This is a genomic window from Streptomyces lichenis, from assembly GCF_023218175.1.
In the GTDB taxonomy this organism is placed as follows: Bacteria; Actinomycetota; Actinomycetes; order Streptomycetales; family Streptomycetaceae; genus Streptomyces; species Streptomyces lichenis.
Genome location: NZ_JALPTH010000037.1, coordinates 18727 through 32279 on the forward strand (window position 1 = coordinate 18727; position 13553 = coordinate 32279).

General features: G+C 73.7%; 15 protein-coding genes. 1 reads left to right on the top strand and 14 read right to left on the bottom strand.

Features of this window, described 5'->3' with window-relative positions:
• Positions 1–89: 89 nt before the first annotated feature.
• The 3 genes from M1O15_RS28210 to M1O15_RS28220 all read right to left on the bottom strand — a co-directional run bounded on the left by M1O15_RS28210 (position 90) and on the right by M1O15_RS28220 (position 2022).
• A complete protein-coding gene (locus tag M1O15_RS28210) occupies positions 90–1175 on the bottom strand; it encodes a prephenate dehydrogenase (protein ID WP_248637037.1) in 1086 nt (361 codons plus the stop codon).
• The gene (gene aroH / locus M1O15_RS28215) at positions 1172–1534 is read right to left on the bottom strand and encodes a chorismate mutase (protein ID WP_248637038.1); all 363 of its coding nucleotides are present in this window, start codon (positions 1532–1534) and stop codon (positions 1172–1174) included. Before aroH ends, M1O15_RS28210 begins: the two co-directional genes overlap by 4 nt.
• A 152-nt stretch (positions 1535–1686) precedes the next feature.
• The gene (locus M1O15_RS28220) at positions 1687–2022 is read right to left on the bottom strand and encodes a DUF952 domain-containing protein (protein WP_248637039.1); all 336 of its coding nucleotides are present in this window, start codon (positions 2020–2022) and stop codon (positions 1687–1689) included.
• Positions 2023–2070: 48 nt separating this feature from the next.
• Between M1O15_RS28220 and M1O15_RS28225 the strand changes: the two genes are divergently transcribed.
• Positions 2071–2847: a nucleotidyltransferase domain-containing protein gene (locus M1O15_RS28225; RefSeq protein WP_248637040.1), complete on the top strand. Its 777-nt coding sequence runs from the start codon at positions 2071–2073 to the stop codon at positions 2845–2847.
• Between the two features lie 26 nt (positions 2848–2873).
• Here M1O15_RS28225 and M1O15_RS28230 read toward each other — a convergent pair whose 3' ends face one another.
• From M1O15_RS28230 to ald, 11 genes are all read right to left on the bottom strand, one after another.
• Entirely contained in the window at positions 2874–3671 is a 798-nt protein-coding gene (locus tag M1O15_RS28230) for a nucleotidyltransferase domain-containing protein (RefSeq protein ID WP_248637041.1), read from the bottom strand.
• Positions 3672–3675: 4 nt separating this feature from the next.
• Positions 3676–4719, bottom strand: coding sequence for an ADP-ribosylglycohydrolase family protein (locus M1O15_RS28235; protein WP_248637042.1), 1044 nt, complete (start codon positions 4717–4719; stop codon positions 3676–3678).
• Positions 4720–4758: 39 nt separating this feature from the next.
• Entirely contained in the window at positions 4759–5493 is a 735-nt protein-coding gene (locus tag M1O15_RS28240; protein ID WP_248637043.1) for an NUDIX hydrolase, read from the bottom strand.
• Positions 5493–6563: an AAA family ATPase gene (locus M1O15_RS28245; protein ID WP_248637044.1), complete on the bottom strand. Its 1071-nt coding sequence runs from the start codon at positions 6561–6563 to the stop codon at positions 5493–5495. The genes M1O15_RS28240 and M1O15_RS28245 overlap by 1 nt, the downstream gene beginning before the upstream one ends.
• Positions 6560–7216, bottom strand: a complete 657-nt coding sequence (pnuC, locus tag M1O15_RS28250; RefSeq protein ID WP_248637045.1) for a nicotinamide riboside transporter PnuC — start codon at positions 7214–7216, stop codon at positions 6560–6562. Before pnuC ends, M1O15_RS28245 begins: the two co-directional genes overlap by 4 nt.
• A gap of 140 nt (positions 7217–7356) precedes the next feature.
• Positions 7357–8499: a pseudouridine synthase gene (locus tag M1O15_RS28255; RefSeq protein ID WP_248637046.1), complete on the bottom strand. Its 1143-nt coding sequence runs from the start codon at positions 8497–8499 to the stop codon at positions 7357–7359.
• Positions 8499–9140, bottom strand: coding sequence for an SMC-Scp complex subunit ScpB (gene scpB, locus M1O15_RS28260; RefSeq protein ID WP_248637047.1), 642 nt, complete (start codon positions 9138–9140; stop codon positions 8499–8501). The genes M1O15_RS28255 and scpB overlap by 1 nt, the downstream gene beginning before the upstream one ends.
• Positions 9137–10213 carry a segregation/condensation protein A gene (locus tag M1O15_RS28265; protein ID WP_248637048.1) on the bottom strand — a complete coding sequence of 359 codons (1077 nt, stop codon included), beginning with the start codon at positions 10211–10213 and terminating at the stop codon, positions 9137–9139. The genes scpB and M1O15_RS28265 overlap by 4 nt, the downstream gene beginning before the upstream one ends.
• Before the next feature lie 50 nt (positions 10214–10263).
• Positions 10264–10845, bottom strand: a complete 582-nt coding sequence (locus M1O15_RS28270; protein ID WP_248637049.1) for a hypothetical protein — start codon at positions 10843–10845, stop codon at positions 10264–10266.
• Entirely contained in the window at positions 10830–11873 is a 1044-nt protein-coding gene (locus tag M1O15_RS28275) for a ParA family protein (protein WP_248637050.1), read from the bottom strand. The genes M1O15_RS28270 and M1O15_RS28275 overlap by 16 nt, the downstream gene beginning before the upstream one ends.
• Before the next feature lie 457 nt (positions 11874–12330).
• Complete coding sequence (gene ald, locus M1O15_RS28280) at positions 12331–13446, bottom strand: alanine dehydrogenase (RefSeq protein ID WP_248637064.1); 1116 nt, start codon at positions 13444–13446, stop codon at positions 12331–12333.
• Positions 13447–13553 lie beyond the last annotated feature (107 nt).

The following is a 13553-nucleotide window of genomic DNA, read 5'->3' on the forward strand; positions in this document are numbered from 1 at the left end:
TTGCCGGGGACCCCGCACAAGGTTACCGACTGCCGGGGCCTCGCCTCACACCCGTTCGGCCCAGCCCGCTCCCCTCCCGCCCGGGCCGGTCACAACCGCAGCGACCAGCCCCGTTCGCGCAGGGTCTCCACCAGGGCGGGGACGGAGGTGGGCACCACCATCAGCTGGACCAGGCCGGACTGCCGCCCGGTGGCGTGCTCGATGCGGACGTCCTCGATGTTGACCCCGGCCCGGCCGGCGTCGGCGAAGATCCGGGCCAGCTCGCCGGGCTCGTCGCTGATCATCACGGTGACCGTCTCGTAGACGGTGGGGCCGCCGCCGTGCTTGCCGGGCACCCGGGCCCGGCCGGTCTTGCCGCGCCGCAGCACGTCCTCCACGCCGAGGGCACCGCCGCGCCGCTTGTCCTCGTCGGCGGACTGCAGGGCGCGCAGCGCGCGGACGGTGTCGTCCAGGTCGGTGGCGATCCCGGCGAGGACGTCGGCGACCGGGCCGGGGTTGGCGGCGATGATCTCCACCCACATCCGGGGCTCGGAGCCGGCGATCCGGGTGACGTCCCGGATGCCCTGGCCGCAGAGCCGCACCGCGGTCTCGTCGGCGTCGGCGAGCCGGGCGGCGACCATCGAGGAGACCAGGTGCGGGGTGTGCGAGACCAGGGCGACGGCCCGGTCGTGGGAGTCGGCGTCCATGACGACCGGGACGGCGCCGCAGAGCGCGACCAGCTCCAGGGCGAGGTTGAGCACCTCGGTGTCGGTGTCCGCGGTGGGGGTGAGCACCCAGGGGCGGCCCTCGAAGAGGTCGGCGGTGGCGGCGAGCGGGCCGGAGCGCTCCTTGCCGGACATCGGGTGGGTGCCGATGTACGCGGTGAGGTCCAGGCCCAGCCCGGCCAGCTCCCGCTGGGGCCCGCCCTTGACGCTGGCCACGTCCAGGTAGCCGCGGGCCAGGCCGCCGCGCATGGCCTCGGCGAGGGCGGTGGCGACGTAGGCGGGCGGTACGGCGATGATCGCCAGGTCCACGGGCCCGTCCGGGGCGCCCTCGGTCCCGGCGCCGCGGGCGGCCGCGGTGCGGGCGCTGTCGGGGTCGTGGTCGACCAGGTGGACGGCGATGCCGCGGGCGGTGAGCGCGAGGGCCGCGGAGGTGCCGATGAGCCCGGTTCCGATGACGACGGCGGTTCTCACTGGGCGATGTCCTTCCGGAGGGCGGCGGCGGCGCCGAGGTAGACGTGCGCGACGGCGGACTTGGCCAGGTCGGTCTCGATGTGCGCGAGGATGCGGACCACCCGGGGCATGGCGCCGGCGATGTCGAGTTCCTGGGCGCAGATCAGCGGGACGTCGGTGATGCCGAGGCCGCGCGCGGCGACGGCCGGGAAGTCGCTGTGCAGGTCGGGGGTGGCGGTGAACCAGACGCTGATCAGGTCCTCGGCGGTCAGGCCGTTGCGGTCCAGTACGGCGGTGAGCAGCTCGCCGACCCGCTCGCGCAGGTGCGCCGCCTCGTCCCGCTCCAGCTGGACGGCCCCGCGGACCGCTCGTACCGCCACCTCGTGCTCCTCGGATGTCTCGTGCGCCCGGCCGGCCTGTGTCGCGGCCCCGGCGTCGGCGTTCAGCCTAGTCAGCCGGGGGCGGCGGGGCGCAGCCCGTTCGGCGGTACTAGGTCAGGTCGGTGCGGGCGAGGGCGCTTCCCAGCCGCGGCTCAGCGGCGCGGGGCGAGTCCCAGCGGCTGCCCCTCGGCGTCCCGGCGCAGCTCCTGGACGGCCACCACGGCGTCCGGGGCGATCTCCCCGTACACATGCGGGAAGCTCCGTCCGTCGGCCTCCTCCCAGCGGAGCTCGGCGGTCAGCCGGCTCTCGTCCAGCGTGAGCAGCAGCAGGGTGCCGGGCACCTCCCGGTAGAGGGCGGCGGCCACCTCCTGGGCGATGGCCTCGTCGCCCGAGCAGTGCACGAAGCCCTCGGTGGAGAGGGAGGCGGGACGGTAGGCGGAGCCGGGCGCGGGCGGCCACTCGGCCTCCGGTACGAGGTGGAAGATCATCCGCCCAGTGTCCCGGAGCCGGGGAGGTGGCGGCTAGGGTCGGGGCCCATGACGTACGGGGACGGGGACTGCGGGCTGACCGGGGAGCGGCTGGTGCGGGAGCACACGGTCTACTCCTGTGTGATGGGCTCGCGGGCCTTCGGGCTGGCGACCGAGGGCAGCGACACCGACCGGCGCGGGGTGTTCCTGGCGCCGACCGCGCTCCAGTGGCGGTTCACCAAGCCGCCGACGCATGTGGAGGGGCCCGCGGAGGAGCAGTTCAGCTGGGAGCTGGAACGGTTCTGCGAGCTGGCGCTGCGGGCCAATCCGAACATCCTGGAGTGCCTGCACTCGCCGCTGGTGGAGTACGCGGACGCCACCGGCCGCGAACTGCTGGCGCTGCGCGGGGCGTTCCTGTCCCGGCGGGCGCACACCACCTTCGTGCGGTACGCGGTGGCGCAGCGCCGCAAGCTGGAGGCGGACGTCCGGCAGTACGGGGAGCCCCGCTGGAAGCACGCGATGCATCTGCTGCGGCTGCTGGGCAGTTGCCGGGACCTGCTGCGCACCGGTGAGCTGGTGATCGACGCGGGCGCCGGCCGGGACCGGCTGCTGGCGGTGAAGCGGGGCGAGGTGGCCTGGGACGAGGTGGAGCGGTGGATGGCCCGGCTGGCCGAGGAGGCGGACCGGGCCGCCGAGGGCTCCCCGCTGCCGGCCGAGCCGGACACCGGGGCGGTGGAGGACTTCCTCTACCGCGTCCGCCGGGCCTCGGCGCTGGCGGCGGACGGGGGGCGCGTAGAGCGAGTGGCGGGGGCCGGGCACACGGCGGCCGTACGACCGGGGGCCTGACCCCGCACCGCTCCCCGCACCCCCGCTCAGTCCTGCCCGTCCTCCTCCCCCGCCGACTGGACCCGCCCCGGTCCTTCCACCCGCACCCGGACGACGAAGTCGTGCAGGGCGTCGAAGGCGGTGGGCGCGCCGGGCAGGGCGGTGGCGGTCTCGGCCTCGTCCAGCACGGTGTGCAGGGCCTCGATGTCGGCGTGGACCCGCTCGCGGTCCACCCCGTCGGCGGGGCCGTGCTCGGCGTCGGCCTTGGCGGCGATCAGCTCGGCCAGGTAGTCCGGGGCGGGCACCGCGCCGAGCAGGGTGGGCAGATGGGCGACCACCTCGCCGGTGCGCATCAGATGGATGCCGGTGAGCAGCGCCCGGAAGGTGTAGAGCAGCGGCTTGAGCTCGCCGCTCTTCTCGAACAGCCGCCACTGGGTGCCTGCGAACCCCCGGTAGTGGTGGGCGTGGTGGGAGGTGAGCACCCCGGGGGCGAGGGCGCACAGCTCGGCGTGGGCGTCGGTGGTGTGGGCGACCAGCGGGGAGAGCAGCTGCTCCAGGACGTAGCCGTTGCGGCCGAGCATCAGCCGGACGAACTTGCGCAGGTCGTGGCTGACCAGGTCCATCTCCACGCCGTCCCGGTCCCACATCCGCGACCTGGTCTCCTCGGGCTCGCGCAGCCCGGTGAGCGCCTCCACCGGCAGCAGGTGCGCCCCGCGCAGGTCCACGTCCGAGTCGCGGGACGGGAAGCCGTACAGATGCGCGCCGGAGACGGTGGCGAACAGCAGCGGATCCGGCTGCTCGGCGACGACGGAGGCCAGGTCGGGGAGGTCCACGAGTGCGGTCATGCGATCAAGAATCCCAGAGCGCGCCGAGGGTGAGGAGCTCACTGCGGTACTCGATCCGTTCGGCCCACTCCTTGGGCCAGGCGGCGGCGCCCAGATGGGCTCCGGCGAAGGCGCCGGTGAGGCAGGCGATGGAGTCGGAGTCGCCGGAGGTGCAGGCGGCCCGGCGGATGGCGGTGACCGGTTCGTCGGGGAAGAGCAGGAAGCAGAGCAGCCCGGTGGCCAGGGCCTCCTCGGCGATCCAGCCCTCACCGGTGAGCAGGCACGGGTCGGCCTCGGGGTTGGCGGTGCGGACGGCCGTGGCCAGGTTCTCCAGGACGGCCAGGCACTCGTCCCAGCCGCGCTGGATGAAGTGCTGGGGGGTGGGGTCCTGGCTGCGGGTCCACAGGTCGCCGAGCCAGGCCTCGTGGTAGCAGGAGCGGTTCTCGTACGCGTAGGAGCGCAGCAGCCCGACCAGGCCGAGCGGTTCGGCGCCCTGGGCCAGCAGGTAGACGGCGCGGGCGGTGAGGTCGGAGGCGGCGAGCGCGGTGGGGTGGCCGTGGGTGAGGGCGGACTGGAGCTGGGCGGCGCCGGCCCGCTGGGTCTCGCTCAGTCCGGGGACCAGGCCGACCGGGGCGACCCGCATGTTGGCGCCGCAGCCCTTGGAGTGGATGCGGCCGGCCTGCTGCCAGGGCAGGTCGCCGGCCAGGGCGTGGCAGGCCTGCATACAGGTCTGGCCGGGGGCGCGGTTGTTCTCGGGCGAGCGGTACCACGCGACGTACTCCTCGCGCAGCGGCGAGGTGAACCGCAGCGGGGCGAGCGGGCCGCGGGCCTGGGCGGTGCGCAGCGCGCGGGCCACGGCCAGGGTCATCTGGGTGTCGTCGGTGACGACGGCCGGGGTGGGCAGCGCCATCTCCCGCCACGGCCCGACCTTGCGGAAGATCATCGGCAGGTCGCTGAACTCGGTCGGGAAGCCGAGGGCGTCGCCGAGCGCCAGCCCGGTGAGCGCCCCGGTGGCGGCCTGCTTGACGGTGGTACGCGGCCGGGCTGCCCCGGTGTGCTCGGTGGTCATGTGCTGTCCCCGTTCATTCGTCGTCCCCGTTCTCGGTGCTCAGGGCCGCAGCAGCGGCGGGTGGAGGGCGGTGGCGCCGCCCGCGCGGTAAAGGGCGGCCGGTTTGCCCCGGCCGCCGGTGAGCTTGGGCGGTCCGTCCACGGCCTGGACGAAGCCGGGCGTGGAGAGGACCTTGCGGCGGAAGTTGGGCCGGTCCAGCTCGACGCCCCAGACCGCCTCGTACACCCCGCGCAGCTCGCCGAGGGTGAAGACGGGCGGGCAGAAGGCGGTGGCCAGGCAGGTGTACTCCAGCTTGGCGCCGATCCGCCGGTGGGCATCGGCCAGGATGGCGTCGTGGTCGAAGGCGAGCGGGCCCTGCGTCCCGTACGGGAGCCACCGGGCGTCCGCCGCGTCGCCGCCGCCGCGCGGTTCGGGCAGCCCGGGACCGAGGGCGGTGTAGGCGACGGAGACCACGCGCATCCTGGGGTCGCGGTCGGGTTCGCTGTAGGTGGCGAGCTGTTCCAGGTGCAGGTGGGCGGCGGTGGCCTCGGACAGCCCGGTCTCCTCGGCGAGCTCCCGGCGGGCGGCGCCGCCGGCCGACTCCCGGGGCCGGACGAAGCCCCCGGGCAGCGCCCAGTCGCCCTGGTACGGGGTCTGGCCGCGCCGTATCAGCAGTACGTGCAGCCGGTCGGCGCGCAGGGTGAAGACCGCCAGGTCCACGGTGACCGCGAACGGCGGGAAGGCGCGCGGGTCGTAGTCGGGCGGGTGGCTGCCCTGCTGATCCGGGGCGGTCATCAGCGGCGCTCCGGGAGGGGGTCGGCGAGGCCGGAGCCCTCCGCGAGCAGGGCGTCCACCGCGGCGGCGGCGGTGGCGAGCCGGTGCTCGTGCGGGCCGGTCACCTCGACGGTACGCCGTCCGGTACGGGCCAGTTCGGCGCGGAACCGCCGGGTCATCCAGGGCCGCAGGTGCTCGCCGTCGCGCAGCCCGTCGTCCTCGAAGGGCACCCCGGTGTGGTCGGTGAGGATCCACAGGTGCTGGGTGCGCGGTTCGGGCTCGGCCGGGTAGGCCCCGCCCAGGTACCGCTCGTGCCAGATGGTGGTGGCGAAGGCGTCGGTGTCGCAGAAGAGCACCGGCGAGCCGGCCCGGGCGGCGGCCTGTTCGCGGGCCGCCTGCTCCCGGGCGATGACCGGGAACTCGGCGGAGGCGAAGGCCACCTCGGACCAGTCGGCGCCCGGGCGGGCGGCCCGCACCTCGGCGAGCTTGCGCTCGCTGTACTCGCGCCCGTACTCGGCCACGTACCCGGTGTCCGCCCACACCCCGCCGCGGGCCCGGTAGTGATCAGCCAGGGCCCGGGCCAGGGTGGTGGTGCCGGTGGACTCGGCGCCCAGGACGACCACCCGGCGGGTGAGCGCGGCCCGGACCGGGGCCGAGAGGAAGGCCCAGTTGCCGACCGGGTCCTTGCGGACGGCGGTGCCGGAGACCGGGTACGCGGTGCGGTCCGGGTCCACCGGGACGTGCGCCGCGCCGAACCGGCGGGCCAGCTCGTCCCCGTACGCCTCCGAGCTGAACACCGCGTCCACCGGCTCCGGGACGGCCCCGGTGAAGACGGCCATATGGGCGTCCCAGACGGCCGGGTCGAGCAGGTCCACCGGATGGTCGTCCACCGCCCCGACCACCCGGACGCCGGGGTGTGCCTCGCGCATCCAGGCGACCCGGTCGGCCAGCGGGACGCTCTCCACGGAGGCGGCGCAGACCAGCACGGTAAGCCGCTCGCAGCGCTCGGCGGCGGTGCGCACCAGATGGTGGTGGCCGGCGTGCGGCGGATAGAACTTGCCGAGCACCAGCCCGTGGCCGTGGCGGCTCATACGACCGCCTCCACCGCGGCGCGCCGCTGGGGGGCCGTCAGATCGCGGCGCCAGTTGAGCAGTCCGGCCACGCACAGCGCCAGGAACCCGGCGTACAGCAGCGAGGTCAGATACAGCCCCTTGTGCGCGTAGAGCGGGATGTAGACCAGGTCGGCGGCGATCCACAGCCACCAGGACTCCAGCCGCTTGCGGCACTGCCCGTAGGTGGCCATCAGGGACAGCCCGGTGGTCAGCGCGTCCCAGAACGGGACGGTGGAGTCGGTGGCGTGGTCCAGCAGCAGAGCGAGTCCGGCGGTCCCCACCGCCCCCGCCGCGAGCAGCCACAGCCACTCGGTGCGGGTGGTGCGCCGCACCGGCAGGGTGTCGGAGCCCGGGCCACCCCCGTGGGTCCAGGTCCACCAGCCGTACGCGGCGAGGGCGATGAAGACGATCTGGAGGCCGGCGTCGGCGTACAGCCCGGCCTGGGTGAACAGCAGGATGAAGAACAGGTTGTTGGCGATGCCGATGGGCCAGTTGGCGATGTGCTGCCGGGCGACGAGCCAGACGCAGAGGGCGCCGCTGCCGAAGCCGAGCACCTCGGTGAGGCTGACCGGGGTGTCCAGCAGGGTGAACAGCGGGCGCTGTACGGGTTCGAGCATGTCCGCGAGGCTCACGCCGACCTCCTTAAGAGTCACCCTGACTATAAATGCCTCCGGGCGGCCGCCACAACCCTCTTACCGCCCCCGCACACGCCGGGAGCCCGCGACCGGGGTGCGGTCGCGGGCTCCCGAAGGCTTCGAGAAGAGGGCCGGTCCTAGAGACCGACCTCCTTCATCAGCATCCCGACCTCGGTGTTGGTCATCCGGCGCAGCCAGCCGGACTTCTGGTCGCCGAGCTGGATCGGGCCGAACGCGGTCCGCACCAGCTTCTCCACCGGGAAGCCGGCCTCGGCCAGCATCCGGCGCACGATGTGCTTGCGGCCCTCGTGCAGCTCCACCTCGACCAGGTAGTTCTTGCCGGTCTGCTCGACCACCCGGAAGTGGTCGGCGCGGGCGTAGCCGTCCTCCAGCTGGATGCCGTCCTTGAGCATGCGGCCGACCTCGCGGGGCAGCGGGCCGGTGATGGCGGCCAGATAGGTCTTCTTCACGCCGTACTTGGGGTGGGTGAGGCGGTGGGCCAGCTCGCCGTGGTTGGTGAGCAGGATGATGCCCTCGGTCTCGGTGTCCAGCCGGCCGACGTGGAAGAGCCGGGTCTCCCGGTTGGTGACGTAGTCGCCCAGGCACTGGCGGCCGTCCGGGTCCTCCATGGTGGAGACCACCCCGGCCGGCTTGTTCAGCGCGAAGAACAGGTACGACTGGGTCGCCACGGTCAGCCCGTCGACCTTGATCTCGTCGTGCTCCGGGTCGACCCGGGTGCCCTGCTCCATCACGATCTCGCCGTTGACCTCGACCCGGCCCGCGTCGATCAGCTCCTCACAGGCCCGCCGGGAGCCCATACCGGCCCGGGCCAGCACCTTCTGCAGGCGCTCGCCCTCCTGCTCGCCGAAGGTCTTGGGCGTCTTGACCTCCGGCTTGCCGGCGTACCGCTCGCGGTTGCGCTCCTCGGCGCGGGCGTCGTACTCGCGGGAACGGCCCGGGGCGGTACGGGAGCCCCGGCCCCGCTGCGGGGTGGTCGGCTGCTTGGGGCCGCCCTTGGCGCCGCCGCGGGCCGCCGCGCCGCGCCCCTTCTTCGGGCCCGGGCCGCCGGCGTCCTGGGTGCCGCCCACGTCGTAGCGGCGCTCCTCGGGGCGCGGCTTGCGGGGCCTGCCGGCTCCGGCTCCGCCCTGCTGCCGGTCGTCCCGGCCGTTGCCGGCGCCGCGGAAGTTGCCGCGGCCGGTGTTCCCGCTGCCGCCGCGTCCGCTGTTCGCACCGCGTCCGGTGTTGCCGCCGCTGTTCCTGCCGCTGCCGCTGCTTCGCATCAAAAGTCCGTCGTCTTGTCGTCGTCATCGGTGTCCGGGGCGTCCGGATCGAACGACGGGACCCCTTCCTGGGTCTCGGCCTCGATCGCCTCCGCCTCGGGCAGGAAGGGCGCGAGCTCCGGGAGCTCGTCCAGGCCGCGCAGGCCCATCCGCTCCAGGAAGTAGTTCGTCGTCCTGTACAGGATCGCACCTGTGACGGGTTCCGTGCCCGCCTCCTCCACCAGGCTCCGCTGGAGCAGGGTGCGCATCACCCCGTCGCAGTTCACCCCGCGCACCGCCGAGACCCGGGAGCGGCTGACCGGCTGGCGGTAGGCGACCACGGCCAGGGTCTCCAGCGCGGCCTGGGTCAGCCGGGCCTGCTGGCCGTCCAGGACGAAGTTCTCCACGGCCGGGGCGTAGGCGGGGCGGGTGTAGTACCGCCAGCCGCCGGCGACCAGCCGCAGCTCGAAGCCGCGCCGCTGGACCTCGTACTCGTCGGCCAGTTCGCGCAGCGCCTCCGCCACCTCGCGCGGGGTCCGGCCGAGCACCTTGGCCAGCTGCTCCTCGGTGGCCGGCTCGTCCACCACCATCAGCACGGCCTCCAGCGCGGGCCGCAGCTCCAGCCCCGCGGCCGCCGATGCGCCGCCGTCCGTCTCCCTCACTCCGCCTCTCCCTGCTCTCCCTGCTCTCCCCCGGCCTGGTCGAACTCGTCGGTGACCGTCGGAGCCCCGTCCGCCGACCCGGTCCAGCGCACGGTCAGCTCGCCCAGCGCCTCGTCCTGGTCCAGGGCGACCGCCCGGTCCCGGTACAGCTCAAGCAGCGCCAGGAAGCGGGCGACCACGGTGAGGGTGTCCGGGGCGTCGGCGGCCAGCTCGCGGAAGCGCAGCTCGCCGTGGGCGCGCAGCCGGGCCACCAGCACCTCGGCCTGCTCCCGGACACTGACCAGCGGGGCGTGGATGTGGTCCACGTACACCTGGGGCCTGGCCTTGGGCTGCATCGCCTTCACGGCCAGCCGGGCGAACCCCTCCGCCCCGATGCTGATCACCACCTCCGGCAGCAGCTCGGCGTGGTGCGGTTCCAGTCCGACGGTACGCGGATAGCGCCGGCCCTCGGTGTCCATCCGCCCGTCGAGGATCGCCGCGACCTGCTTGTAGGCCCGGTACTGGAGCAGCCGCGCGAAGAGCAGGTCGCGCGCCTCCAGCAGGGCGAGGTCGGCCTCGTCCTCCACCTCGGCGGCGGGCAGCAGCCGGGCCGCCTTGAGGTCCAGCAGGGTCGCGGCGACCACCAGGAACTCGGTGGTCTGGTCGAGGTCCCCGTCCGGCCCCATGGCCCGGATGTACGCCATGAACTCGTCGGTGACCTTGGACAGCGCCACCTCGGTGACGTCCAGCTTGTGCTTGGCGATCAGCTGGAGCAGCAGGTCGAACGGCCCCTCGAAGTTCGCCAGCCGCACGGTGAACCGGCCGGTCGCGGACGGCTCGGGGGCGGCGCCCGGGTCCTGGGCGGCCTCCGGTACGGGCTCGGGGGCCGCCTCGGGTACGGGATCGGGCTCCAGGCCGTGTACGGGCTCGGGGTGGCCGTCTGTCGTGGGCGCGTCCGGCGCCGTCGCGGCCGTCGCCGGCCCCGGGCGGGCGCCCTCCTCGTCCCGTACCGCGTCCGGGGCGGGCGTCGCCGGGCCCGGGCCGCGGCCGAGGGGGCGGCGGGAGGCGGGGCGGGGGTGGTGCGGGGGCGGCATCGTGGTCCAGGCGGGGGGGAAACGGTACGGCGGGCCCGCGCAGGGTACCGTCAGCGCCCGCGCAGCCGCCGTACCAGGATGCTCGCGTCGCCCCGGGACTCCAGGTCGGCCAGCACCACGGCGACCGCCTCGCGCACGATGCGGCCGCGGTCCACGGCGAGGCCGTGCTCGCCGCGGAGCACCAGCCGGGCGTGCTCCAGGTCCATCAGCTCCTCGGCGGAGACATAGACCGTGATCTTCTCGTCGTGCCGCTCCCGGCCGCTGGGCCGGCGCCCGGCGGCGCGGCCTCGGCGGCGCGCCTGGGCCCCGCCGTCCTTGCCGTCCCCGCCGGAGCCGCCCGACGCGGAGTCGGCCGCCGCGGCGGGGCGCCCACGCGGCTCGGCCGGCTCGGCGGCCGTGTGCTCGCCGTCCTGCGACCGCTCCCGGGCCTCCCGGGTCCCCCGGCCGTCCCTGGCCTCGCCGGCCTCCCGGCCTTCCGCGGCCGGTACGGCCGCGGGGTCGCTCTCGGCCGCGGGCGCGGGCACCCGGGGCTCGCCGCCGGGCTGGCGGCGCGGGGTGGGCGACTGCAGCGCCGTCCCCCCGGTCGTGCGGAACAACTCGTCGGCACCGGGCAGACTCACTCGGCGTGACACCGGGCGAGCACCTCCCTGGCGAGCTGGCGGTAGGCGGCCGCACCGACCGAGTTGGAGGCGTAGGTGGTGATGGGCTCGCCCGCGACCGTGGTCTCCGGGAAGCGCACGGTACGGCCGATCACGGTGTGGTAGACGTGGTCGTCGAAGGCCTCCACCACCCGGGCCAGCACCTCGCGGCTGTGCACGGTGCGCGAGTCGTACATGGTGGCGAGGATGCCGTCGAGCTCCAGCTCCGGGTTGAGCCGCTCCTGCACCTTCTCGATGGTCTCGGTGAGCAGGGCGACCCCGCGCAGCGCGAAGAACTCGCACTCCAGCGGCACTATCACCTTGTGCGCGGCGGTCAGCGCGTTGACGGTCAGCAGACCGAGCGAGGGCTGACAGTCGATCACGATGTAGTCGTAGTCGTTGAGCAGCGGCTTCAGGGCGCGCTGCAGGGTCGACTCCCGGGCGACCTCGCTGACCAGCTGGACCTCGGCCGCCGACAGGTCGATGTTGCTGGGCAGCAGGTCCATGTTGGGCACGGCGGTCTTCAGCAGGACCTCGTCCGCCGACATGCCCCGCTCCATGAGCAGGTTGTAGACGGTGAGGTCGAGCTCCATCGGGTTGACCCCGAGGCCGACCGAGAGGGCGCCCTGCGGGTCGAAGTCGACCAGCAGCACCCGGCGGCCGTACTCGGCGAGCGCGGCGCCGAGGTTGATGGTCGACGTGGTCTTGCCGACGCCGCCCTTCTGGTTGCACATCGCGATGATCTTCGCGGGGCCGTGCTCGGTCAGCGGGCCCGGGATCGGGAAGTACGGCAGCGGGCGCCCGGTGGGGCCGATGCGCTCGCGGCGCTGGCGGGCCGCGTCGGGCGCGAGGGTGGCCGCGTACTCCGGATCGGGCTCGTACTCGGCGTCGGGGTCGTAGAAGTGACCCTCGGGGGCTTCCTCGTAGGCGGCGAAATGGGTGGACTCTCGGCCACTCTCGTTGCCGGCCGTGGCGTTCACGTGTTGGCCGTCCGTCATCTTCGTCGTGTGGGCTGTCGTCATGTGCTGGTGCGGCACGTACGTTCCCGTTGCCCCGCCTCCGAGAGTAAATGTCGACTCATTCACAAGTCGTCTTACCTCCTTGGACGGAACCAGGAAACTTATCGATAGGTCAGCGTGGCACTATGCCGACGGTTGGCGACTCTATGGCGTGTCACCGCTCCGCAGCAACACAATCGGCGGGACGCGGGCGGATGTGTCGGCGGTGCGACGGCTTCCTGTCAAGGGTGTGAGGCCGCTCATCCGCATGGTTTCCGGCGGGCGCGAAACGGCTGAAGTACGACGTTCAACGCGACTTGACCACCCGTCAGACGGTGTACGGGCCGGTCGCGGACCCGGTGGACCGGCCGTCCGGCCGGGAAACACGCACGCGTCCGGCCGGACCCTGGCGAGCAAGGTCCGGCCGGACGCGTGACGTTGGCGGACGGCCGTTGACGGCCGCCGGGAGGTTCGGCCGGGATCAGCCGATGAGCGAGCCGAGTTCGACGTGCTCCAGGTTGTGGGCCTCGGCGACCTCGCGGTAGACGACCTTGCCGTCATGGGTGTTGAGGCCCTTGGCGAGCGCGGGGTCGCGGCGCAGCGCCTCGACCCAGCCGTTGTCGGCCAGCGACACGATGTAGGGGAGCGTGGCGTTGGTCAGCGCGTAGGTGGAGGTGTTCGGCACCGCGCCCGGCATGTTGGCCACGCAGTAGAAGACCGAGTTGTGGACCGGGAAGGTCGGCTCGGCGTGGGTGGTGGGACGGGAGTCCTCGAAGCAGCCGCCCTGGTCGATGGCGATGTCGACAAGGACACTTCCGGGCTTCATCCGGGCGACCAGCTCGTTGGTGACCAGCTTCGGGGCCTTGGCACCCGGGATGAGGACGGCGCCGACCACCAGGTCGGCCTCGACGACGGCCTTCTCCAGCTCGAAGGTGTTGGAGACGATGGTCTTGATCTTCGTGCCGAAGATCCGGTCGGCCTCGCGGAGCTTGTTGATGTCCCTGTCGAGCAGGGTCACGTGGAAGCCCAGGCCGATGGCGATCTGCGCGGCGTTCCAGCCGGAGACGCCGCCGCCGATGACCACGGCCTCGCCGGCGTGGGTGCCGGGGACGCCGCCGGGGAGCACGCCGCGGCCGCCGGCCGAGCGCATCAGGTGGTAGGCGCCGACCTGCGGGGCGAGCCGGCCCGCGACCTCGGACATCGGGGCGAGCAGCGGCAGGGCGCGGTTGGCGGTCTCCACCGTCTCGTAGGCGATGGCGGTGGTGCCGGAGGCCAGCAGCGCGTCCGTGCACTCGCGGGAGGCGGCGAGGTGCAGGTAGGTGAAGAGGGTCTGGTCCTTGCGGAGGCGGTGGTACTCCTCCGCGATCGGCTCCTTGACCTTGAGCAGCAGGTCGGCGGTGGCCCAGACCTCGTCCGCGGTGGGGAGGATCCGCGCGCCGGCCGCGACGAACTCGGCGTCCGTGATCGAGGAGCCGACGCCGGCGTTCTGCTCGATGAGGACCTGGTGGCCGTGGCGCACCAGCTCGTGCACGCCGGCGGGGGTGATGGCCACCCGGAACTCGTTGTTCTTGACCTCGCGGGGGATGCCGACCTTCACGTCGATCACGGTCCTTGGCTTGGGGGGTACGGGGGGCAAGGCAATACATACCCGGATGCACTGGACGCACCGGGAGAGACCGCACTCATTTGCGGCCCACCCAGTCT

Excerpts from the sequence above, each read along its gene's own strand:
- M1O15_RS28235 (WP_248637042.1), bottom strand. The coding sequence starts at position 4,719 with ATGACCACCGAGCACACCGGGGCAGCCCGGCCGCGTACCACCGTCAAG.
- M1O15_RS28240 (WP_248637043.1), bottom strand. The coding sequence starts at position 5,493 with ATGACCGCCCCGGATCAGCAGGGCAGCCACCCGCCCGACTACGACCCG.
- M1O15_RS28220 (WP_248637039.1), bottom strand. The coding sequence starts at position 2,022 with ATGATCTTCCACCTCGTACCGGAGGCCGAGTGGCCGCCCGCGCCCGGC.
- M1O15_RS28225 (WP_248637040.1), top strand. The coding sequence starts at position 2,071 with ATGACGTACGGGGACGGGGACTGCGGGCTGACCGGGGAGCGGCTGGTG.
- M1O15_RS28245 (WP_248637044.1), bottom strand. The coding sequence starts at position 6,563 with ATGAGCCGCCACGGCCACGGGCTGGTGCTCGGCAAGTTCTATCCGCCG.
- M1O15_RS28255 (WP_248637046.1), bottom strand. The coding sequence starts at position 8,499 with ATGCGAAGCAGCGGCAGCGGCAGGAACAGCGGCGGCAACACCGGACGC.
- M1O15_RS28230 (WP_248637041.1), bottom strand. The coding sequence starts at position 3,671 with ATGACCGCACTCGTGGACCTCCCCGACCTGGCCTCCGTCGTCGCCGAG.
- M1O15_RS28275 (WP_248637050.1), bottom strand. The coding sequence starts at position 11,873 with ATGACGACAGCCCACACGACGAAGATGACGGACGGCCAACACGTGAAC.
- M1O15_RS28265 (WP_248637048.1), bottom strand. The coding sequence starts at position 10,213 with ATGCCGCCCCCGCACCACCCCCGCCCCGCCTCCCGCCGCCCCCTCGGC.